The sequence below is a fragment of the Clostridium sp. K04 genome (genome assembly GCF_019734375.1).
GTDB lineage: Bacteria > Bacillota > Clostridia > Clostridiales > Clostridiaceae > Clostridium > Clostridium saudiense.
In genome coordinates, this window is record NZ_JAASHD010000046.1 from 1 (window position 1) to 23,579 (window position 23,579).

Here is a 23,579-nt window from a genome sequence, read left to right on the forward strand (position 1 = left end):
TTCCAAATCTACCACTTTAAAATACAAAAAAGGATGTAGTAGATTTGTTTTTCCACAAATCTTACTACATCCTCTGATTTAGGGAAATAAATATATCCTCTTTCTCGCTAAGGCTATCTACTATCCTTTATAGTACATCTAAACTTATATAATTAAACATAAAAAAGGACATGACTCAAAATATCATGTCCCTTTTATGTTTAATGAAGTAAACCTTACAACTTTATTCACTTCATTCTCATGATCCACCACTATTTCAACTATTTGAATCCTTATTGTTCATTTTATTTATCCTTTCTGATATGCCATCAATAATCTTAGTATTTTCCTCATTAAACGATAAATCTACAATTATCTCCCCCTTCTTATCTATAGATTCACCAAAAATACTTTTTTTAAATTTTCCCTTTGCAGAATCATTAATACCATTTTCAAAAGCCTCCAACGCTTCACCTGCTGTTAGCTTTTCACCTTTTATAATAGAATCAATTTCCTCTTCAACTACAGCTGCTCCACCGTCTATTAAAATATCTGTGGCTTCATTATTGCCAGCCTTCCCCTTTAATACATCCTTAACTAATTTTGATGTTGAATTCTTGGCTCCTTTTCCTGCTCCTTTAAGAAAATCATCTGCAACTTCTAAACCACTATCATCACTTTTAAGCGCTTCCTCCGCTCCAGATTTAATTGAATCTTTTAAAACATTTTTACCTGAATCAATTATCTTTTTCTTAAATGCAGGCTTAATTTTTGAAATACTACCGGCAGCGGTTTTTACTGTTGTTTCTGTTCCTACTTCTGCGGCCATTTCTGCCGCAGTATTTGAAGCTGCTTTTTGAGCTGCTCTTTTGGCTAAGGTTGTTCCTACTCCTTTTCCAATAAAGGCACCTGTTATTGCTCCTGAAATTGCTCCTTTCATGAAGCCATCTGCAAATCCATCCATAAAGTCTTTTCCATCTTTTTCACTTTTAATACCACTAATTATTCCCTTTGCAGTTCCCATAGCCCCCGCTCCTACAGCAGCTCCAATCGCCATTGCTGAACCTCCAGTGACTACTACTGCAACAGCTGCTCCAACAACAACAGCTCCACCTACAGCTATCTTAAACCATTTACTTGTATACCATTTTTCATCTTTTTTATTTTTTTTATTTTTATCTATACTGTTTTCACTTTTACCATAAACTGATACAAACAAAAATCCTAATGATTTTAAATTTCTCTCAAATTCCTTAGTTAACTTTGTCAGTGATCTTTCTGCATTTTCGTAACTGGTTGCAACAAATAACAATAAGTAATTAATTTTACCTATTCTATCTTCAACTATTGATATTCTCATTTTAATGTTACTTATGGAGTTTGATATATTACTTTTACACTTTACCTCATAATCAAGTTGTTTTTTTATTTTATCTAAACTATCATTTTTTCTATCTAGCTCTTTCATGAGCCTTTCTAATTCATTTGCTTTAGCCCTAATACTATTTGTATCTATTAATATATCCATATCATTTCCTACCAACTACATCCACCATTTTTATCAAACGAATTATTTTCTAGTTCTTTTGAAATACTAACAATAATTTCGCCTAAACTTTCAAGTTCATTTCCTATACTATTAAGTTCTTCTCTTATACTATATATTTCTCTTATTATGGCTGAAGTTTCTATACTTCTGTACTTGCTAGGTATAATATCCGTTACTCTTTCACATTTAATTCCTATCCCTTTAATTTCATTTCCCAATTCTGAAACTTTTCTTCCATTGTTTATATTTCTTATATTATCAAACATTATAAACAATCACCCCAATTAAACATTAGTAGCTAATTAAAATATTTGAACTTACTTATATAAAACCTTCCCTCTAAGTATTCATATAAATATTGTATTAGATACTAATTTAACAATGCTTACACCCAAATTACCTTATTAAACTTTTAGTGTAGAAATTTCTACATTTATTTTTTATATAATTGCCCCTTATTAACACTACTCGCCTTATTACTTATTGCTTATTACTTTATTTATTACTTCTTATTTAATTACTTACTTTAGTTGCTCATTTTTACTATCTGCTTTATTTATTGCTTTAATTGTTTCTTTTAAACTTTTAACTTAGCTACTATTTTAACTACTTTTAAGCTTATAGATTAGTCTTTTTAATCTTTTAATTTAAATTTTTAGCCTAATTTATTTTTTAGATTATTTACTTTTATTACTTAACTTAAATCTCTTAATTTAAATTAAAATTTTTCAAATTGAATTAACTTAAATTTTCTTCAACAAATCTTTTTTCTTCTTCATCTTCATATCCTAAGTAATAAACTTTATCTATTTGATCATGATTAAATAAATACATAAACTCTTCATTTATGTTCCCTTCTGGATATAAACAAGCTAAATAGTCCCACTCTTCACCAGTTTCAACATGCATTTGCTTTCTACCATAAATCATTATTTTCTTTCTTCCATTTTTCAATAAAACTACTGAGCCAATAGGCAAATATTTATCCACCAAACATCCCCTCATTTCTAATTATTACTCAAATGCACTTGCATTATTATTAATACTTGATTCAGTTGTTGAGTAAGCTTCAACAGTATTTTCTAAAAATGTTCCATAAGAATCTATTATATTCTTATAATTTTCAAACTTAGCTTCTAATTTATTAAAATTTGCCCTTATTGTAGTTGAACTCTCACTCTGCCAACTAGACTCTAATGAATTCATTTCCCTCTTTATTTCATTTAACCTTGTTACTATTTGAGTATTTAATGATTTTATATTTCTTGCTGTTTCCAAAACTTGTTCTAAACTAATACTAATTCCTTCTATAGCCATTTTAATAACCTCTCTTTATTTATTTGTTAAAGTTTTTGCTTTACTTATTACTTCATCTTGGGTACTCTTATATACTTTTGCACTTTGTCTTAAAAAAGAAGAATATTCATCTAATACCTGCTTGATTTTATTTAAATCCTCTCTAAATCCTTCAATTTGAGTTGTATAAGCAATATTATCTGCCCCTTGCCATGCTTTCCCCATTGCTTCCACCTCTGTAAATAGTTGTTGATATAACTTTGAATAATCAGATGCTTGCTCTTCTATCTTACTTGCAACTAATTCTAATTTAGTTGGATCAACCATAATTTTTGCCATATATAGCCACCCCTTCATATCTATAAGATTTATATATATTAATATCATTAAACCTATTAATTAATGATATTAGATATCATTATTAACTGTATCTTATAACAACATTAAATTGTCCCCATTCTTAATATTTAACTGCCTAGCTGACATATTTATATTTAATATATTTCCGGTTTTTCTTTCATATAAAATTGAATCATCACCTGAAATAAATAATCCGTTAGATAATTCACTTAGCATTTTAGAAACTAAGGGTGTTATCTCATAAAACTTTGAATCCAATGGTATATAAACTTCAAAACTTCTATTAATAGCAGGTAAAAATATATCTATTAGAACTTTATCCATAACTATTCCCCCTGTATATTATTAATACTTGTAAGTAGCTTAGTTAACTTAGCCTTGCTATCATTTATTACATAACCAAAGTCATCTCCAATATCTGAATACATTTCTTTAGAAATCTTATTGAGTTTTAAATGATATTGTTCTGAAATACCATTTCCTATCCAAATTCCATTATTTAATGAAACATGCTTACTAAACCACTCTTCATATACAAATGAATTTAAATTATTAATATCTTCAATTATGATAAAGTTTATATTATATTCCACCTTACCATTTAACATAAATACATTAACTTTATCTTTTCCATCTGCTGATAGATATTTATAAAATTCACTAAATGAATTGATTATACATTTTATATTTTTATACTTTAAAGCTTTAATGCTGACTTCCTCTTGTCTATTAAGACTCTCTCTTTTCACCTTATTACTTTCATATTCTTTTACCCTCTTACTTACATTCTCTTTTATTTTATTACTTACATCCTCTTTTAGTTTATTATTTCTACATTCCTTTGAATTTTTAATAGCTTTATGTCTCTCTACTAATGTGTTAAATAATTCAACTGCTATATCTTCAAATTGAGAAGAATCATTAATATATCTATATTTCTTATTATCATCATCAATAAAAGAATTAATTGCATCTATCACTATTACTTCATCTTTCTCTATAGATTCATATTGCTTCTTTATAATTTCTTCTGCTTTATTTACAATTATTGAATCTTTTTCTATAGGTTTATATCCAATCTTTATACTATCATCTGCATCATTTATCTCTACACCATTCATCTCTAATGTTACCTTATCATTGCTGTTTGCTATTATTACATTACTGTTACTTGGCATTATTTCATTTATAGCTTCTTCTCCTTCTTTATATCTACAATCTATGCAATTTGACATAACTTCTGCTAAACCTTGAGCAAAGCTATTTTTACTTTGATCTTGTGATAAAACTACCGTTATAAATTCTTTATCAAAATCATAATATAAAGTTTTTAATGTACTCTTTTCTATTCCAATTGGAACCTTATTAAATTGATTTACTTGATTTACTTGATTTCTTGCTATTTCATCTTTAAAGAATATTAAATCAACTTTTTTAGGTAATACAGGAATCTTCTTTGCTACTTTACCATTCCATTCCTTGCTATATTTATTGCAATATCTTCTTATTAATTCAAATGTATTATCTAAATCTTTAAAAGGAAGTGCTATTTGGAATTCATATACATTATCAACTTTAAATATACCTCTTCCCTTATATTTTGCTGGAATAACGCCATCAGTTTGCCCAAGTATCGATACATATTCACTATTATCATTAAGTTGTAGTGAATATACGTATTTAAAATTTTCAGCTAATTTATATCTTATTCCATTTATATTTGGTACAGTTGTAACAAAATAAATTCCATACTTTGTACATTCTCTTATTAAATAAGCTAACTTGTCTGATAACTCTTCATAGGCTTCAATAAATGCTGTAATATTATTTATAATTATTAATAATGCTTCTATAGTACTGCCACTATTTTTTATATATGAATTATAATCTCCACCAAATTCAACAAATAATTTCTTTCTTTTTTCTATTTCTGAATATAATATTTTGAATAAATTATTTATCTTTTCATTTTCGTAAGATAATAAAACTTCTCCAACATGAGGTGCTTTTTCAAATACTCTTAATATTTCAGATCCAAAATCTAAAATATAAATATTAATCTCTTCAGGGCTATGTCCCTCAAGTAACGAATAAATAATAGTTGTAATAAATGTAGTTTTACCACTACCTGAAGCTCCATAAATAATTACATTACCATCTTTACAAATAGGTATTGTCATTGCATATTGAGATTGTGTTACAGGATCATCATACCCTCCAACTACAGGATTAAACTTATACTTAATATCTTTAATGTTGTATTTATTTTTTATGTCATCTAAATAAATTACCGATTTTATTGGTTCAAGCCATATTGGTCTTGCTTTTATATTTTCTTCATCTGCAATTTTGATAATATATTTTACTATTTCGTCTATTTGCTTTGGAGGATTTTTGATAGATTTTGCTTTTTTATCTATCTTTGTACTTCTTAATACTCTTCCTATATTATCTATAACAGTTATATTTTCATTTTTATCAGCTTCAAATTTATTAGTTGGATAATATGGAGCTCCTGACCACGCTGATTGTCCCATTTCAAATAATTCATTAAAACCTACTTGCAAGTAGAATCTACCTGTTTCAGCTATCTCAGCAGCATCTGGCCTTTTTATTACATCCATACTATCCGCTTTTTCTTGAACCTTTAAACAAACTCTAAATCTAGAATTACTCCAAATTTGATCATCAACAACACCTGCTGGTTTTTGTGTTGCAAGAATTAAATGAACTCCTAAACTTCTACCTATTCTGGCTGCACTTATAAGTTGCTCCATAAATTCAGGCTGTTGAACTTTAAGCTCTGCAAATTCATCAGATATAATAAATAAATGTGATAACGGTTCATTAACCTTACCTTCTCTATATAATTTTTGATACTTATATATATCAATATTACTTATTTGAGTTTGCTTACTTGCTTTATAAAATATAGATTGCCTCCTCTTTAATTCACTTTCTATAGATATTAATGAACGCTTAACTGCTGCTCCATCCAAATTTGTTATTGTTCCAGAAATATGTGGCAAGTTTGTAAAAGCATTTGCCATCCCTCCACCTTTATAATCAATTAAAATAAATGCAACCTCATCTGGATGATAGTTAATTGCTAAAGAAAGTATAAATGTCATTATAAATTCACTTTTACCAGACCCAGTCATTCCAGCAATTAACCCATGTGGTCCATGAAACTTTTCATGTAAATCTAATTTAAACACTTCTCCCATAGTGTCCACTCCAACTTCAGTTTCAATTGTTTTAGTAGGATCATTTTCCTGCCATCTTTCTAATATATTGAGATGTTCTATTTTCCCCACCTTAAACATCTCTAAGAATGTTATCACTTCTGGCAATGTATTTTTGTTTTTTTCTTCATTAAGATTAATATTAGATAATTCCTTTGCTAACTTCTCATAATCCGAATCCCTATCAATCTCCATGTTAAATTCTATATATTTTCCCGTAATGTCATCTTTATCATATATTTGAGCTACTGTATCCGTAACCTCTATAACTGTAGAACATTCCTTAGGTAAACTTCTTATTTCATCATATAAACTAACTATACTAAATCCTAAATTTTCATTTTCCTCTAATATTGATTTAATAAATTCAGCTCTTATTTCTAAACCTTTACTCATAGAAAATATAATATAATGAGGTATTATCTTCTCTTTTCCATGAGAATTACTCGTCTTTCTTTGGATTATTAATTTTTCTATACTAAGCGATATTTCCTTTACATCCTTTATGTTTGTACATATAAATCTAATACTCTTATCTTCATTCCATGAATGTGGAAGCCACCTTGCAAATGCCCAATCCGTTTCCTCTTCTTCATCATACAAAAATATAAATTTTAACTGATCATAACCTTGAAGTGTTGCTAATTGAAATATTAATGATTTAATAAAAAACTTTGCACTTTCTCTATCTCCAATTATTCCACTTGCCTTTTCCTCAAGTAATGATATTGTAATTGGTACTGATTGCAGAATTTTAGGTTCATCAATTAATCTATATAATTCATCTTGTAATTTATCATCTTGTAATGAAAACTTCTTTTCTTGATATTTAAAATCTGCTTCCAATGGTATGTTTCCTACTCCAAGTCTCACTTTAGCAAAATCATTATGCTCAATTATTCTTTCCCAAATATTTATGTCTCTATTTGATATCATTTCGATGCATTCATAAATTGAAATATTGTTAGCATATAATATTCTCCTTTGCTTCTCAGCTTCTTCTTGAATATCATTTCTTATTTTTTCTATATATTTTTTATATTTTTCTTCCCTTATTTTTTCTTTACTTAAATTCTTCTTCTTTTCATGTCTCTTTGTCAAAACTGGCCATAAAACTGTACCAATTATCATACTAAAAGACATTAAAATCATAGGTAAAGCCTCTTTAATATCTCCATCATTGCTTATAACATTTTGAACTGAAACTATACTTGTAATAAGACTTGCCATTCCCATAGTAATAGCTGGTCCTAACATATACATTACTGGTACATCTTCAACCTTTTCTGATGGTGGTGGTGAATCTATCTTGAACTCTCTTTTCTTTATGTCATTTTTAAATCTTGGTGACCTAAAAAATATATCCTCTTCTATAACTTCCTCTTCAATTTCATCTAATATGTCTTCAGCCATATTTTTTGTTACAGGTCTTTTAATTAAAGTAAAATCTATTTCATCAATAGTAACAGAATTATTAGGATTATTAATTGATAATATATTTCCGTTATATATTATTTTTAATCCCATTATATAAACTACATCGCCTATTAAAAGCCTTTTCTCCGTCAGCTTTTCTCCATTTACATAGACCCCGTTATCACTGCTATTATCTATAATTACTGCTTCACTATAATTTTTACTATATTTTATATAGCAGTGATTTTCAGAAACTAATTTGCTTCTAAAAAGTATATTAGATTCTTTAGATGTTCCTATTTTTATTATATCTGTATTTACTTTATATGATTTAAATCTATGAGTTTCATCACACTCATCTAAGGCAATTAAAGAAGCAAATGTAGAATCTTTTTTGAATATTTTATATATGTTTGATGGCTGTAATTTTATTTTTACTAATAAATTATCTTGATTATCTTTTAAGAATGCATTTTTATTTGACTTTAAAACCCATTTTCCCTCTTCTTCTTCAACAATAATTAGTGGCTTTAATTTCTCCTCATCATCTTTAGTATTTATTATGTATTTTCCAGCCACTTTTTTAGGAAGTACATAATCAAAGCTTTTATTATTATCAATTAAAGTTACTAGCAAACTCATTCCCCCCCTTTTTTATAATCTATATTTGCATTCATCCTAAAAAATGACCTTTAATATTAATTTTTTAAGAAAATATAATAGGCTTATTAGAAAAAATTACAATAAATAAAGTTTTTTAGGAATAATATTGATTAAAAACTCTTATATATTAAATTTGAATTATTTTTTATGTAATAAAGTTAAAAGCTATTTTAAAAATTGATATAAAAAACTTTATCAATTTCAAAATAGCTCTATATGATAATAATTTTAATTTTTAAAGGATTTTAACTTTATATATTTTAATTTAATAGTTAAGTTGTTAAAATAACTTATTTCATTTATATACATTACGTTATAATTTATTAATTATAATATTTATTAAGCAAGGTTAGCTATAATACATTTACTCACATAGGGGTCTGTTATATCAAAATGTTGTTAACAACATTTTGATATAACAGACCTCTATACTAATTAATCATTATACTATTGACTAGATAATCTATGGATTGTATAATAATGACTCGTCCCTATAAAATAGTTTTTAAGAATAACATACCACAAATAAACTATTATTAAAATAATAATAGTTTAAATCGAAAAATTATCCACAGGCACTAGAAAACAATTCACACAAAATCATTTCTATATGTGGATTATTAAAATTTTATACTATTCTCTTATATTTTTCAAAATTTATCCACACCAATGTTATTTTTATCCACATATTTAATCCCATATTTGTTAATATTGTTCTTATTTTTGGAATTAATCCAATATTTTATAACTACATGTATATTCTTTAAATATATCATTATAAATAACGCATTTCTAAATTATAATTATACCGATATAACCTTTGCTTTTATGTTATTCCATGATGAATATGTATTAATTTCTGCTTTTATATTAATATCAATGTTAGACGTTTTTATAAAAAAACTATCTTTTCTATCTTCACTATTATTTTTATATTCAAAAACTCTCCAACTCAAATAATGATCTAAATACTTACTGGCTACCCCTTTAAATTTGCTAAGCCATTTTTTAACTTTAATAGAGTACATAATATCCATCCTTGAAATATTTTCATTATCCAACTTTCTCTTATTAATTTCATTAAACGCTTTAGAAAATAATTTAAGTCTAGAATCTGTATATCCAACTACATAAGCATGCTTATCTAATCTAGGTATGAGATTATCTCTTATTTCATAAAATCCAAAAAAAGATCTTCCAGCAATTATAGGAAGAACATCATTATAATTATTTAATGCATTTATAACTATAATTTTATCTCTTTTCTCACCATGATATTTTCTATCCCCCTTAAAATTTTCAAGTGTAACCATCTTTGTTAGCTCAACATATGAACCAATCTTTGCAATGTAATTTCGTTCTTTTAAATCATTTAAAAATCTATGTCTCCAGAAAAAAGATGTCACTATAGTTATATTCATTTTCTTTGCACACTCTCTTAAAGATAGCCCCTTAGTAATAAGATTGAAATATTCTTCCCAGTTATCCTTAAACTTTTTAGAACATCTAAATGGATTATTACTATCACCACTAAATGTTCTTCCACATTCATCGTTATTGCATTTATATCTTTGGATTCCCTTATAAAATCCAAACTTGATAATCTTATTACTATCACAATAAGGACATTTTTTATTATTGTTTTCGTTCCCCTTAATAACATTAAATTTGGAATTTATATTTGTTACACTTTCCGGAGCATTTTTTATTAAGATTTTATATCTCTCATACATAATTCATCACCATTTGTGATTATTACCTTCTATTTCTCTTAATAAACATAATCATTATAAATTTTTACTTTTTATATAATTCCAAAATTATAATTTATTTAATACGTAATCTTAGAATTCTCTATTAAATAAACTTGTATAATTTTTTATTGATAAATAAAGCTAGAAATAAAAACACCACTATGATTAATCTAAATCTCTAGTTAATCATAGTGGCACTTATCTTTATCTAATCTAATTCAGCTTTTCCTGTATATAATTGATAGTATCTTCCACCTTGTTCTAATAAAGAATCGTGGTCTCCTCTTTCAATTATTTCACCATGTTCAAGAACCATGATTGCTTTAGAATTCTTAATAGTAGAAAGTCTATGAGCAATTACGAAAACAGTTCTTCCTTCCATAAGCTTATCCATACCTTCTGCAATAAGTTTTTCTGTTCTAGTATCGATTGAACTTGTCGCTTCATCCATTATTAAAACTGGAGGATTAGCAATTGCAGCTCTGGCAATAGCAAGTAACTGTCTTTGTCCTTGTGATAATCCTTCACCATCACCAGTAATTACTGTATCATATCCATGTGGTAAATGCTTAATGAATGTATGAGCATTTGCAAGCTTAGCAGCTGCTTTAACTTCTTCATCAGTTGCATATAAATTACCATATCTGATATTATCAGCAATTGTTCCAGTAAATAGATGCGTATCTTGAAGAACTATTCCAAGTGATCTTCTTAAATCGTCCTTCTTAATATCCTTAATATCAATTCCATCATAAGTTATTGTTCCTGAATTGATTTCATAGAATCTATTTATTAAGTTAGTAATTGTTGTTTTACCTGCACCAGTTGAACCAACAAATGCAATTTTTTGACCTGGCTTAGCAAATAAACTTATATCTTTTAATACAGTTTTTTCTTCATTATATCTAAATACTACATTCTTGAATCTAACATCACCAGTAAGCTCTCTTAATATAGGTTCATCAGTTAATTCCACTGCTGTTTCTAATCTTGAATCTGATATATCATTAACACCAGAAACTGTTGCAGCCATTTCTAATGCTGATTCACCATATTCACTGTTATTCATCTTAGCAACAACTGAAGCTGGAACCTTCCAAGCCCAGTGTCCTGTATATTTTTCAGTTTCAACTAAAGTTCCATCTTCTTTAACTTCAACTCTAGTTAAAGTAACCTTACCATCATCAACTTCAACTTCTTCATCTAAAGCTGTAAATATTCTTTCAGCACCAGCAAGGGCTGCTAATATCATATTTACTTGTTGAGATACTTGTGCTATCGGATTTGAAACTTGTTTTGTATATTGTAAATATGACACTAATGACCCAATATCAAAACCACCTGCTATTGTCATTAAACCACCAATACAACAAGTTACAGCATAATTCATGTGAGAAAGATTACCTAGCATTGGCATCATGTATCCACCAAATGTTTGAGCTCCAGTTGAAGCAACTCTTAACTCTTCATTATGCTTCTTGAAATCTTCAATTGCTTCTTCTTCATGACAGAATACTTTAATAACTTTTTGTCCTTCTATCATTTCTTCAACGTAACCATTTAATTTACCAATATTCTTTTGTTGTAATCCAAAGTAATATTTACTCTTAGCACCAACTTTACTTATAACAAATATCATTACAGCTAAGAATGTTATTGTTATTAGTATTAACACTGGACTTAAAACAGCCATCATTACTATTGTTCCAATGAATGTAAGTCCTGAAGCTAAAATATTTGTTAAACTATTATTTAAAGCTTCACCAATATTATCTATATCATTAGTATATAAACTCATTAAGTCACCATGAGTATTTCTATCAAAGTACTTAATAGGTAATTCTTGCATCTTATTAAATAAATCTGTTCTTATATTACTAATAGTGTTCTGACCTATATGAACCATAATTCTTGAATATCCATAAGAGGCAAGGGCACCAATTCCAAATATAGTTCCTAGTAGTGCTAACATCTTAGCTAGTCCAGTAAAATCACCTGGTAATATATAATTATTTACTAATGGCTTTAAGAAATATGATCCTGCAACCATTGCAAATGAATTTATAACTATTAATATTATAACTAAAGCTAATAATGCTTTATATCTTCCAACATAATGCATTAAAGTTTTTATTGTTTTTCCTATATTCTTAGGCTTTTGAGGTCCTGGTTTTTTGCCACCTTTTCCAGGTGCACCGTGTGATCCTTGCCCTTGAGAATTATTGCTTTCTTGTCTTGGCATTTCATTCTTATTCTTACTCACGTAAACCCACCCCTTCCTGTTGAGATTTGTATACATCCTTATAAATTTCACTATTTTCCATTAACTCTTCATGAGTACCAATTGCACTTATCTTACCATCATCCATAACGATAATCTTATCTGCAGTAGCAACTGAGTTAACTCTTTGAGCAATTATAATCTTTGTTGTATCTTTTAAATCATTAGCAAATGCCGCTCTAATCTTTGCATCAGTAGCAGTATCAACAGCACTTGTACTATCATCTAAGATTAATACCTTAGGTTGCTTTAATATTGCTCTAGCTATACAAAGTCTTTGTTTTTGTCCACCAGATACATTAACTCCACCTTGTTCTAAGTGCATATCATATTTTCCTGGAAGTATATTAATAAATTCATCAGCACATGCAGATGTTGCTGCAGCTTCAATTTCAGCATCTGTAGCATTTTCATTACCCCACATAAGGTTTTCTTTAATAGTTCCAGAGAATAATGTATTCTTTTGAAGAACCATTGCAACTTCATTTCTTAAAGTTTCAATATGGTAGTCTTTAACATTAACTCCACCAACATAAACCTCACCTTCAGTTGCATCATAAAGTCTTGGAATAAGTTGAACTAAGCTCGTCTTACCTGAACCTGTGCTACCAATAATACCAACTGTTTCACCAGATTTAATCTTAATGTTAATTCCTTCTAAGTTGTTTTCATCACTATCATCTTCATACTTAAAGTTAACATTTCTAAATTCAATTTCTCCACTCTTAACTTCAGTTATAGGTGAAGCTGGATCCTTAATATCTGATTCTTCTTCTAAAACTTCAATAATACGTGTTGCAGATGCAACTGATCTTGAAAGCATCATAAGAACCATAGAAAGCATCATAAGAGACATTAGTATTTGGAAAGAATAAGTCATGAAGCTTGTAAGCTTACCTACAGTTAATGTTCCTGCATGAACCATATTTCCACCAAACCAAAGAATACCTATAATACTAGCAAATACAACAGCTTGCATAATTGGCATGTTTAAAACAACTATACCAAAAGCACCTTCAGAAGCTTGTAATAATTCATCATTACTCTTCTTAAATTTATCTTTTTCCTTATTACGTCTTACAAAAGATTTAACAACTCTAATCCCAATTAGATTTTCTTGTACAGTAGTATTTAAGTTATCAATCTTCTTTTGCATAGCTTCAAATCTTGGCTTAACATTTTTGATGATTAATCCAATTGAAATTATAAGAACTGGCATAGATACTAAGAAAATCATTGCTAGTTGTGGACTAATTGCAACAGATAAAATACATGCAACAATAAGCATCATAGGCGCTCTAACTAAGAGCTTAATACCCATTGTTAATGAATTTTGTATCATTGTAATATCAGTAGTCAATCTTGTAATTAAAGATGCAGTACTGAACTTTTCAATATTCTTGAAAGAATAAGTTTGTATTTTTTCATACTCAGCTTGTCTAAGTTCTGCACCAAATCCTTGTCCTGCTATAGCTGAAAATTTTGATAATCCAATACCAAAACTTAAAGAAATAGCTGCCATTAAAAGCATTAATAATCCCATTTTTATTGTATATCCTGTATCCCCAGTAGAAATCCCAACGTCTACTATTTGTGCCATTACTAATGGGATTAATAATTCAAAAGTAGCTTCTAATGCTGCACATAAAACACCTAATATTAATGGTGTCTTATATTTTTTCATATAAGGAGCTAATTTTTTAATCATATATTTCACCTCTTTATAATAATTTTTTAATTTTTATATAAACACTATCTGCCGATTTGTTATGCGATAACTTTTTTATTACATTAACTTAAAATCCGCATTGATGTTATTAACATTTGAAAATATAGCTATTTCTAAACATTATCAATAATTTAACAATACATAGTTAGCTATATATACACTTAAAAATAAGAGGATTTTACTCCTCCATATTCTTTAATGCTCTATATAATAAATCTTTAAACATTTTTACTTCTTCATCAGTCATTCCTTTAGATAGTTGCTTTTCAATATTGTTTGCACCAAACTTAAAGCTTTTACATATAACTTCTTTTCCTTTTTCAGTTACATGAAGACATTTATATCTAGCATCTTGTTCACTTGGAACCCTTGCTATCATTTCTTTTTCTTCTAGTCGTTTTACTATGCCTGTTACAGTAGGATTCGTTAATTTCAAACACTTTTCAATATCCTTTTGAAATACATCTCTTTGACTTTCGTTTCTATCTATAAAACATATAATCTCATGTTGTACTCCTGTTAAATTGAATTCCGCAAGGTTTTTATTAATTTTATTACTAATTTTCCCATTTAGAAATTTAATCATTAATCCAATATGTTCTTTAGGATCAAAGTTATGCATTTTTTTATCCTCCTCAATACATAGCATACTATGTATTCTATCATTGCTATTTTTTATAGTCAAGCTATTAAAACATATAAAAAGATTGCAAATAAGCTTACTCATTACAATGTAATTGATTACTACTATCATTTTTTCATTTTCAAAGAAATATAATACTTTTCTACACTTACTCACATATAAATCACTTTCTAACACTTATAACTGAAATTAAAATCTATTTCTTTTTTATGCTATAGTTCTTATATTTAACCCAAATTCTATATTCCATATTTACTTATTATTATATTTAGTAAAAAACTATATGAGTCTGTTATATCAAAATGTTGTTAACAACATTTTGATATAACAGACTCATATGCTAGATAATACTATATATAAAATTATAATAATAAAATAAAAAACTACCTTATAAATTCCTAAAGCATAAAAAATTTATTTCGTAGGATATTAGTTTTACTGACGTCACAAGGTTATCCGTAGATTCTGACTTTTTATAATTTTCTAAAAAATAAAAAAAGGCGGTTAAAATCTATAAAAATATAGATTTCCCCACCTTTTAACATTTTAAAATTATCATTAATTTTAAAAATATATTCGTTTAATAAAATTACTTTTCTACAACTTCCTTAACCTTAACAGGTTGTACAATTTCCTTGTTGATTCCAACAATTTTCATAATTTGTTCAGATCTTTCCTTAGTTGATCCCTTAATTACTGAATACTTAACATTTTCAGCATCTAAGAATCCTAAGATAGCCTTGTCCACCATTTGTGCAACTTCTTCATCTTGCCATCTAACTCCATCTTTCTTGTAACCAAATTCTCTTGGTACAAAGAAAATGTGATCATATTGTGGTAGATCTCTGATTGCTAAGCTATATAAATCATTTAAGATTTCAATTTCTTTCTTAGTTCTCGTTTTATCTCCAAGCATTAATCTTCCGTATATGTAAGGTACAAAAGTAGCATAGTCAGTTATTGCATAATCATGTGAATCTAAGCTCTTTTCTAAATGTAATTGACCTAAGTAAATTCCATATTGTTCTGAAATTGATTCAATCATTCCCTTATCTCTTAAATAATCAGTACTATATTCTGTAGCAACTCCTACATTTATATCTCTGATTTTTAAATCTACGTATAATTGTTGAATTAATGTTGTTTTTCCACATCTTGGTCCACCTAGTATAGCAATTCTTACTGGCATCGGCAATTCCTCCAAATATTTATATAAAATTTCATTTTTTTATTCGTATCCTTGAGAAATTTAATTATACCATAACTATTATATTTTTCAACGACAATTTTTGCTATTTTATGATATCCCTACATATATATTATACTATTCTATAATTTATATGTAGGTAATTTTATAAATTGTGTTTTCATTTAGTGGACTTATAAAAATTACATTGGGTAACTTTTAATTACTTCAACATTTCCTTTTACAACATACTTTCCTAAATTAGCTGGAATTAAATAACTATCTCCCATTTTGATTTCTTCTGAGAAACCTTCACCTTCGATAGTTCCATTACCTTCAACACATGTCAAAATGAAGAACTTTTCTTCATTGCTACAATCAGCCCATTCACTTTCAACATTGATTTTCTTCATTCCAAAATACTTATTTTCACAAAAATCAACCTTTGAGAATCCATCAAATTTAACAACTTCGTTATTAGATAAATTTGCTGCTTCTAAATCAAAGTTAATTACATCAAGAGATTTTTCAACATGAATTTCTCTTGGTCTTCCATAATCATAAACTCTATATGTTACATCTGAATTTTGTTGAATTTCAGCAATTATTAATCCTTCACAAATAGCATGAACTAGTCCACTATTAATTAAGAAACAATCACCTTTTTTAACATCAACAACATTTAAGTAATCTTCACACTTTCCTTCTTCAATTGCTTTAGCAAATACAGCTTTATCACAGTTTTTTGTCCCAACGATTAATTTAGCTCCTGGCTTAGCTGCAACAACATACCAAGCTTCAGTTTTACCAAATTCATTTTCAACTCTCTTCGCATATTCATCACCTGGGTGTACTTGTACAGAAAGTTTTTCTCTTGAGTTAATTAACTTAACTAATAAAGGGAATTTTTCTGTGCTAACCTTAGTACCAACTAATGAATGACCAAATTCTTCAATTATTTCAGTAAATGACTTTCCTTTTAATTCACCATTTGCAACTATTCCTGTTCCATTTGGATGACAAGCAATATCCCAGCTCTCACCAATATCACCTTGTGGTAAATTTGTTCTAAATTCTTCTAAATCTCTTCCGCCCCATATTTTATCATAATAAAGGTTCTCAAATCTTATTGGATACATCACTTTACTCTCCTTTTATATCAAAATTCCACTGTAAACATTTTATTTTAAATTCATTCCTATTTTATCCTATAGCTATAATAAAAACAATTATATTTATTTATTATTAAGTGACTATTTTTCAGATTTTATTTGCTAACCTTTTCCTCATATATCCAAGTATATTTATTACCTGTCCATCAAATAATACTAATATGGTTAGGAATATATTTTCTTAGGCTATCGAAAATATAAACTGAATTCTTATCTTAAGATGGAGTTAAAACTTCATCTTGAAGTTAGAATTCATTATCTAATGGCTAACTGTTGTTATCTTCCAACTCAACAGGTGGAAGTGTTACATAAGCTAGCCATCAGATAAACTAAACCTTATCCAAATAAAATTCGAGGAGGGATAATCTTGAAGGATAAGTCTAACGTTTATTTGCCACACGTAAGAAGTTATTATGATCCTGCCAGCGAATCATTAGTAAATAATTCGTCAATAAAATCGGATACAGATACTTCAAAATCTGAAGCTGATCCAATTGTAGTTAATAATATCGCTTATAGCGAATTTGACTATATTGGCGATCTTTACGACGATTCTGATATCTAACTTATAAACTACTTGCCATTTAAGCTAGGTATTAATTAAAGGAGATATGTCATGGCTAAAACTAATGATAAGAAAAAAAGAATTAGAGGGATTACACCTTCTAGCAATACCGAACTTCCTAATCCTCTAAATAGTTTTAACAGTCCTCTTGGAAGCTTGAATAATAAGAGCAAAGAAACTATTCAACAACAAAACGGCAAACAAAACTCTTTGTTTTAGTTAGCACCTCAAAGTGAAAAGCAGGTACAAAATAATCTTACTATTTTGTACCTGCTTTTTTAAGTGATACTCTAAATCTTCGATTTAGTCAGTAGAACTTACTCCTGGGCTTTAGGATAATGAGTTTCATTTTTAATACTCTAAATTTTAAATTTAGTTAGCCAAAATCCCCATCCTAAGCCTGCCACTTGCTAAGTTTCTCATATGCCACTTCTTATTTTCCAGGCCTTTTAATCTTATCACTTAGAAATTGTCACCGGTTCCAGTCCTATCACAACTTAAGGCTTTCTTTAATTCATCTAAAGGTACTGGCTTAGAGAAATAGTATCCTTGGAAATAATCGCATCCTATTTCACTTAAAGTATTAAACTGTTCTTCAGTTTCAACACCTTCAATTACAGTTTTCATATCTAATAAATGAGCAATATTTTTTATATTATTAACTATCTTATAATCAATATTTTTTCCACCATCAATAAATATCTTATCAATTTTAAGAATATTTAAATTATACTTCTTTAAATAACTGAAAGATGCATAACCAGTTCCAAAATCATCAAGAGCAAGCTTAGCTCCAAAATTATCAAGTAAATGTATATTATCATAAACAATAATATTTTCTTCTAAAACTACAGATTCAGTAATTTCAAAGCAAATTTGTGATAAATCAACATTATACTTATTTGCAATCTCCTTAACATTTTCGGCAAAATAAAATTCCATAAGCTGAATCGGAGATACATTTATACTAATTTGAATATTCTCTTGGCCATTTTTAAATTCATTTAAATTCTTAAATACTTCTTCTATTATCCAATAACCTATCTTAACAATTTCTCCTGATTCCTCTGCATAAGGTATAAAATCCATTGGCGAAACAAATCCAAGTTCTTTATTGTTCCATCTAATAAGTGCTTCAACCTTTTTAACTATCTTATCTTCATTTACTATAGGTTGATAATATAAAACAAACTCATGATTATCAACTGCACTTTTAAGCTGTTCCTTAATATTTTCAATCTTAATTATATTACTATACATATCATCATTAAAGAATACAAGCTTTTGATTTTTGAAATTCTCCTTTGCAGAATACATCATAAAATCACTTTTATCAATTAAATCATTAAATGTTTCTGCATCCTTTGGATAAACAGCAACTCCTGCAGAAAATTCAACTATTATTTTAGTATTATTAAACTCTATAGGTTCATTGAATTCTGCAAGTAACTTTTCATTATAAAACTTCTGAAGCTCTTCATTTCCTTCATAAGAATGATAAATAATAATAAATTCATCCCCAGAATATCTCGTTACAATTCCTTTTTCGTCTAAAACTTTTTGTAATCTATCACTAAAACTAATTAATAATTCATCACCAGCACTATGTCCAAAAACATCATTGATATATTTAAACCTATTCAAATCAATAAATATAAGTGCAAATTCAGAATTACACTTAATCATTTCACTGCATAATAAATGTAACATTTTCCTGTTTGGCAATTTAGTCAATTCATCATAATAAATTAAAGTTTGAATTTTCTTATCAAAAGACTTACTTAAAGAATTTGAAATAAGCTCTAATTGTTTAAACTCATCAATATTTTCTAAATCAATATTATTTTTATCTAAATTACTTAATAACACCTTTAATTTATCTAAAGATTTAATAACTGGTCTAAATGCTACCTTAATCATACGAATTAAAGCTAGTACAAATATAAATCCAGCAAAAGAAAAGATTATAATTCTAATTCCATTAATCCTTTTCATTTCTTTATAATAGGCAATAGATTTTTTATTAAATTGAAAATAAATATCACTTTCATTGCCAATTGGATTATATAGTTTCTTCACATGACTGCTACTACTATTATCTATTTCTTTTATGATTCCATTTTTACTATAATATGTATTATCATCTAATTGAATATATGTATTAAGGTCCCCCATATAGAAATCTGATTCCAAACTATTAATTAAATCATCAAGATATACATCTAAAATAGCTGCGCCTAAAAATTCACCATCATTTGGAGAATAAATAAAATTTACTATTGAAAAAGACTTTTTCCCAGTATAAATATCATTATGAATATCTGTAATAATGCTATCCTGTTTATTATCTAAATACTCATCTTTCATCCATGATCTTTCCATTATATCATAGTCACTATTAAATCCTTGATTTCTAAATATGTATTTACTTGGTTTGCTAACTATATTTATGGTATGTAGAAATGTAAAATTTTCTAAATATGATTGGAAATTTTCTAACTCACTAATAACTTGTTTTTTTTCTTCAACACTTATGTCACTAACTGTTCTATTATCTTCTAGAATTTCAACTATCTTATCACTAGTTGCAAGCTTGCCAACAACTTGTTTTAGTAACTCAATATCAGAGCGAATTTCTTTATCTACCGCTTCATAATGAGCAGTACAAGTAACTTCTATACTCTTTTTTAGCCCCAAATTCATTAAAACTCCATTAATAAATATTAATAGCGTTATAAATATGAATCCTATTGCTACCAATTTGAAATTCATCCTTTTTGTAAAGATCAATTTTTCACCTCATTAACTATTATTTGCACCCTAACTATTTAATTATATAATAACATATAATACTACAATTTTACATATTTTTTTCAATTTTATTTCCATAATCAAGTAATTTTTATTTGAAAATTTATATATCTTCATTTTTATATTTCATACCTTTTATTTCTCTTTAACTTTTACTATTTTAATTTAGTTTGTTGTAAGTTTTTTACTTAAATGTTAAAATATCAATAAAGCAATATTTACATCTTAACATAAGATTGAAAGGGGAACTCATGGAAAACATAAAAAAGTTAAAACCAACAAAAGAGCTTTGGATAAAGATAAAATGGATGGCCAAATATGCTAAACCAGCTATCCCATTTTTAATATTTTCAATAATAGTAAATGTTATTTTTTCTTTACTTGGAATATATAACGTTACAGTCTCAAAATCATTAATAGATTCAGCAATTAGTGGTGATTCAGATCAAACTATAAAATGGCTAATTATAATGCTTGTTATTACATTAATTAGCATGCTATCATCACCAGTAACATCTTTTATGAGCACACATTCCTCAACAAAGCTTACTCAAAATATTCAAAGAAAAATATATCAACATATTCAGTGTAGTGACTGGCTTGAACAAAGTAAATTTCACTCAGTAAGCTTATTAACAAGAGTCACTTCAGATGTAAGCAATATTAGTTCTGCTATTCTTGGAACTATTCCAAGCCTTGTTTCATTAACTGTTACATTGGTAGGATCCTTTTATACTCTTATAACATGGGCACCTTCAATAGCCTTTGTTGCAGTATTCATCGGACCTTTCTTAGTTATAGTAGGAAGATTTTTCAGTAAAAAGCTTAAAGATTTATATAAAGAAGCTCAAGAAGAAGATGTTAAATATAGATCTTTTATGCAAGAATCAATACAAAATATAATGATTGTTAAAACTTTCTGTATGGAAAAAATAAATATGCACAGACTTGTTGAGATTCAAGATAATAAATATAGAATTGCAATGAGAAATACTAAGCTTTCTGTTATGACTTCACTTTCAATGAGTTTTTGCTCATCTCTAGCTTACTTTACAATATTCACATGGGGTGTTTTAAACATAGCTAGTGGGGTATCTACTTATGGTACCTTTACAGGAATGCTTCAATTATATAGCAAAGTGCAATCTCCATTTTCATCTTTAGCAAGTATGATTCCTGGTCTTATTTCTACTATAGCTGCTGCAGAAAGACTTATGGAAATAGAGGCTATTCCAGTTGAAAAAATGGCCAATGAAAAGGAACTTGATGATATTGCAAGTAAAGAAGTTGCTTTAGATAGTATTAAATTAGATAATATCATTAATAAAGCTGCATGCCTCTTTAATAGACCTGACATTATATTTGATAATGTTTATTTTGCATATAAGGATGACAATTATATTTTAAATGATATCAATTTAACTATTAAATCTGGTGAAACACTTGCTTTTGTTGGTCCATCTGGTGAAGGTAAAACAACTATGATTAGGTTGATTTTATCTTTAATAAACCCAACTAAAGGTAATGTACTCCTTAGTGAGGATGATCTAGTTAAGGATATGAATAGGAACTTCAGAAATCTTATTTCTTATGTACCTCAAGGTAATACATTATTTTCTGGAAGTATTAGAAGTAATCTTCTTTATGGTAAGCCTGACGCTACTGATGATGAAATTATAACCGCATTAACTAGTGCTTGTGCCATTGATTTTGTTAATGAACTTGAAGATGGACTTGATACTATGATTGGTGAAAAAGGCGTAGGTATATCCGAAGGACAAGCCCAAAGAATTGCAATTGCTAGATCTTTCTTAAGAGTAAGGCCTATATTAATTCTTGATGAAGCTACTGCTTCCCTTGATCCTGAAACTGAAGTTAATGTCCTTAAGGCTGTACGTGCTTTACCTAGTAAGCCAACTTGTATCATCATAACTCACAGGCCGTCAGCTCTTAATATTTGTAATAGAATTATGAAGCTTGAAAAGGGTCATTTAAGACAAGTTAGTAGAGAAAGTATTTTAGAAGTTGCAAATGAATTAGTATAAAAAACTTACCCAGATGTCTAATAAAGATTATTTTTATTAGACATCTGGGTTTTTACTTTTAATTTAAAATTTCTTTTAATGTATAAATAATAACTTAATTATATAATTAATTATTTAAAGCTAATCTAATATTAAACCAACTTCACAATTAAATCGAAATTTTTTACTAATTTTTATTTTTTTAATAAATTATCTCTTTTAATATAGCTATGAATTTTGTACTCCTTGTCCTGCTAAACATGTTTTATTATTTGCTGCTATATATGGACATCTAGGTGTTTTGTTTATATCTCCATCAGGTAAATGGTCATTTACCCCTGCACCTTGCCCCATAGATGAGCATTGCCATTCTATTTCTCCACTATTCCATGTAGGCCCTAACATGCCAGATGGCCATGTAGTAAGTCCTAACATGCACGTAGAATTTCCTGGCACTTGAATAGAGCTTAAAGCACTTGTTTGTTTAACGTCTAATTTTTTACATTTTGGATTAATCCATTCCTTCTTCATAAAATTCTCTCCTTTTCACCCTAAAAATAAAATTATATTATCAAATCTATTGAGTAAACGTTTAAAGTTACTTTTAAAAATTTGATAATATTTCTAAAACATATATTTTATGTATATTAATATTCTACCCCTAAATTACATATCTTACAAATATCTTCGCAAGATATATAAGATTATGTTAAATATTCTTTATTTTTGTTTATAAAAGCTTTTAATATTAATGAAATTATACTTATGTTTTCTAATTTTTATGTCTGATTACTACTATTATTTTATTGTTAATAAAAAGGGGCTGTCTCACTAAATAATTAGTGCGAGGCCCCTTTTGCAAAAAAAAAATAAATCCCAGACTCTATAAGCCTAGGATTTATGGTA

At 27.7% G+C, this 23,579-nt stretch carries 18 protein-coding genes; 3 read left to right on the plus strand and 15 right to left on the minus strand.

Annotated elements, in window-relative coordinates; translation table 11 throughout:
- Nucleotides 1-256 precede the first annotated feature (256 nt).
- The 13 genes from HCG70_RS15050 to HCG70_RS15110 all read right to left on the minus strand — a co-directional run bounded on the left by HCG70_RS15050 (nt 257) and on the right by HCG70_RS15110 (nt 17,240).
- The gene (locus HCG70_RS15050) at nt 257-1,522 is read right to left on the minus strand and encodes a hypothetical protein (protein ID WP_221697948.1); all 1,266 of its coding nucleotides are present in this window, start codon (nt 1,520-1,522) and stop codon (nt 257-259) included.
- Nucleotides 1,516-1,794: a hypothetical protein gene (locus tag HCG70_RS15055; RefSeq protein WP_221697949.1), complete on the minus strand. Its 279-nt coding sequence runs from the start codon at nt 1,792-1,794 to the stop codon at nt 1,516-1,518. Before HCG70_RS15055 ends, HCG70_RS15050 begins: the two co-directional genes overlap by 7 nt.
- A gap of 472 nt (nt 1,795-2,266) precedes the next feature.
- Nucleotides 2,267-2,518: a DUF4176 domain-containing protein gene (locus HCG70_RS15060; RefSeq protein ID WP_082423918.1), complete on the minus strand. Its 252-nt coding sequence runs from the start codon at nt 2,516-2,518 to the stop codon at nt 2,267-2,269.
- A 24-nt stretch (nt 2,519-2,542) separates the two neighbouring features.
- The gene (locus HCG70_RS15065; protein WP_042400994.1) at nt 2,543-2,845 is read right to left on the minus strand and encodes a pore-forming ESAT-6 family protein; all 303 of its coding nucleotides are present in this window, start codon (nt 2,843-2,845) and stop codon (nt 2,543-2,545) included.
- Nucleotides 2,846-2,860: 15 nt separating this feature from the next.
- Nucleotides 2,861-3,163: a WXG100 family type VII secretion target gene (locus HCG70_RS15070; protein WP_042400992.1), complete on the minus strand. Its 303-nt coding sequence runs from the start codon at nt 3,161-3,163 to the stop codon at nt 2,861-2,863.
- 93 nt (nt 3,164-3,256) lie between these two features.
- A complete protein-coding gene (locus HCG70_RS15075; RefSeq protein WP_042400990.1) occupies nt 3,257-3,508 on the minus strand; it encodes a hypothetical protein in 252 nt (83 codons plus the stop codon).
- Between the two features lie 2 nt (nt 3,509-3,510).
- Nucleotides 3,511-8,481 carry a type VII secretion protein EssC gene (gene essC / locus HCG70_RS15080; protein WP_221697950.1) on the minus strand — a complete coding sequence of 1,657 codons (4,971 nt, stop codon included), beginning with the start codon at nt 8,479-8,481 and terminating at the stop codon, nt 3,511-3,513.
- A gap of 830 nt (nt 8,482-9,311) precedes the next feature.
- Nucleotides 9,312-10,241 (minus strand): hypothetical protein, encoded by a 930-nt coding sequence (locus tag HCG70_RS15085; RefSeq protein ID WP_042400987.1) that lies wholly within the window; start codon nt 10,239-10,241, stop codon nt 9,312-9,314.
- 229 nt (nt 10,242-10,470) lie between these two features.
- A complete protein-coding gene (locus tag HCG70_RS15090) occupies nt 10,471-12,504 on the minus strand; it encodes an ABC transporter ATP-binding protein (protein WP_221697954.1) in 2,034 nt (677 codons plus the stop codon).
- A 13-nt stretch (nt 12,505-12,517) separates the two neighbouring features.
- On the minus strand, nt 12,518-14,251 hold the full coding sequence (locus tag HCG70_RS15095; protein WP_221697951.1) for an ABC transporter ATP-binding protein: 1,734 nt from the start codon (nt 14,249-14,251) through the stop codon (nt 12,518-12,520).
- Nucleotides 14,252-14,450: 199 nt separating this feature from the next.
- Complete coding sequence (locus tag HCG70_RS15100; RefSeq protein ID WP_042400980.1) at nt 14,451-14,894, minus strand: MarR family winged helix-turn-helix transcriptional regulator; 444 nt, start codon at nt 14,892-14,894, stop codon at nt 14,451-14,453.
- Between the two features lie 610 nt (nt 14,895-15,504).
- A complete protein-coding gene (locus HCG70_RS15105; protein WP_055277396.1) occupies nt 15,505-16,104 on the minus strand; it encodes an AAA family ATPase in 600 nt (199 codons plus the stop codon).
- A gap of 200 nt (nt 16,105-16,304) precedes the next feature.
- Nucleotides 16,305-17,240, minus strand: a complete 936-nt coding sequence (locus HCG70_RS15110; RefSeq protein ID WP_195952730.1) for a type I phosphomannose isomerase catalytic subunit — start codon at nt 17,238-17,240, stop codon at nt 16,305-16,307.
- Between the two features lie 424 nt (nt 17,241-17,664).
- Between HCG70_RS15110 and HCG70_RS15115 the strand changes: the two genes are divergently transcribed.
- Both HCG70_RS15115 and HCG70_RS15120 read left to right on the plus strand, forming a co-directional pair.
- A complete protein-coding gene (locus HCG70_RS15115; protein WP_242833267.1) occupies nt 17,665-17,838 on the plus strand; it encodes a hypothetical protein in 174 nt (57 codons plus the stop codon).
- 51 nt (nt 17,839-17,889) lie between these two features.
- Nucleotides 17,890-18,057 (plus strand): hypothetical protein, encoded by a 168-nt coding sequence (locus tag HCG70_RS15120; protein ID WP_156327845.1) that lies wholly within the window; start codon nt 17,890-17,892, stop codon nt 18,055-18,057.
- Between the two features lie 243 nt (nt 18,058-18,300).
- On the opposite strand, the gene HCG70_RS15125 is transcribed toward HCG70_RS15120, so the two are convergent.
- The gene (locus tag HCG70_RS15125; protein WP_221697952.1) at nt 18,301-20,535 is read right to left on the minus strand and encodes an EAL domain-containing protein; all 2,235 of its coding nucleotides are present in this window, start codon (nt 20,533-20,535) and stop codon (nt 18,301-18,303) included.
- A 365-nt stretch (nt 20,536-20,900) separates the two neighbouring features.
- Between HCG70_RS15125 and HCG70_RS15130 the strand changes: the two genes are divergently transcribed.
- Nucleotides 20,901-22,694, plus strand: coding sequence for an ABC transporter ATP-binding protein (locus tag HCG70_RS15130; protein ID WP_221697953.1), 1,794 nt, complete (start codon nt 20,901-20,903; stop codon nt 22,692-22,694).
- A 207-nt stretch (nt 22,695-22,901) separates the two neighbouring features.
- On the opposite strand, the gene HCG70_RS15135 is transcribed toward HCG70_RS15130, so the two are convergent.
- Nucleotides 22,902-23,204: a hypothetical protein gene (locus tag HCG70_RS15135; protein WP_055291901.1), complete on the minus strand. Its 303-nt coding sequence runs from the start codon at nt 23,202-23,204 to the stop codon at nt 22,902-22,904.
- Between the last annotated feature and the right edge of the window lie 375 nt (nt 23,205-23,579).

Excerpts from the sequence above, each read along its gene's own strand:
- HCG70_RS15055 (WP_221697949.1), bottom strand. The coding sequence starts at position 1,794 with ATGTTTGATAATATAAGAAATATAAACAATGGAAGAAAAGTTTCAGAA.
- HCG70_RS15065 (WP_042400994.1), bottom strand. The coding sequence starts at position 2,845 with ATGGCTATAGAAGGAATTAGTATTAGTTTAGAACAAGTTTTGGAAACA.
- HCG70_RS15070 (WP_042400992.1), bottom strand. The coding sequence starts at position 3,163 with ATGGCAAAAATTATGGTTGATCCAACTAAATTAGAATTAGTTGCAAGT.
- HCG70_RS15075 (WP_042400990.1), bottom strand. The coding sequence starts at position 3,508 with ATGGATAAAGTTCTAATAGATATATTTTTACCTGCTATTAATAGAAGT.
- HCG70_RS15085 (WP_042400987.1), bottom strand. The coding sequence starts at position 10,241 with ATGTATGAGAGATATAAAATCTTAATAAAAAATGCTCCGGAAAGTGTA.
- HCG70_RS15090 (WP_221697954.1), bottom strand. The coding sequence starts at position 12,504 with ATGCCAAGACAAGAAAGCAATAATTCTCAAGGGCAAGGATCACACGGT.
- HCG70_RS15095 (WP_221697951.1), bottom strand. The coding sequence starts at position 14,251 with ATGATTAAAAAATTAGCTCCTTATATGAAAAAATATAAGACACCATTA.
- HCG70_RS15100 (WP_042400980.1), bottom strand. The coding sequence starts at position 14,894 with ATGCATAACTTTGATCCTAAAGAACATATTGGATTAATGATTAAATTT.
- HCG70_RS15105 (WP_055277396.1), bottom strand. The coding sequence starts at position 16,104 with ATGCCAGTAAGAATTGCTATACTAGGTGGACCAAGATGTGGAAAAACA.
- HCG70_RS15110 (WP_195952730.1), bottom strand. The coding sequence starts at position 17,240 with ATGTATCCAATAAGATTTGAGAACCTTTATTATGATAAAATATGGGGC.
- HCG70_RS15120 (WP_156327845.1), top strand. The coding sequence starts at position 17,890 with ATGGCTAAAACTAATGATAAGAAAAAAAGAATTAGAGGGATTACACCT.
- HCG70_RS15130 (WP_221697953.1), top strand. The coding sequence starts at position 20,901 with ATGGAAAACATAAAAAAGTTAAAACCAACAAAAGAGCTTTGGATAAAG.
- HCG70_RS15135 (WP_055291901.1), bottom strand. The coding sequence starts at position 23,204 with ATGAAGAAGGAATGGATTAATCCAAAATGTAAAAAATTAGACGTTAAA.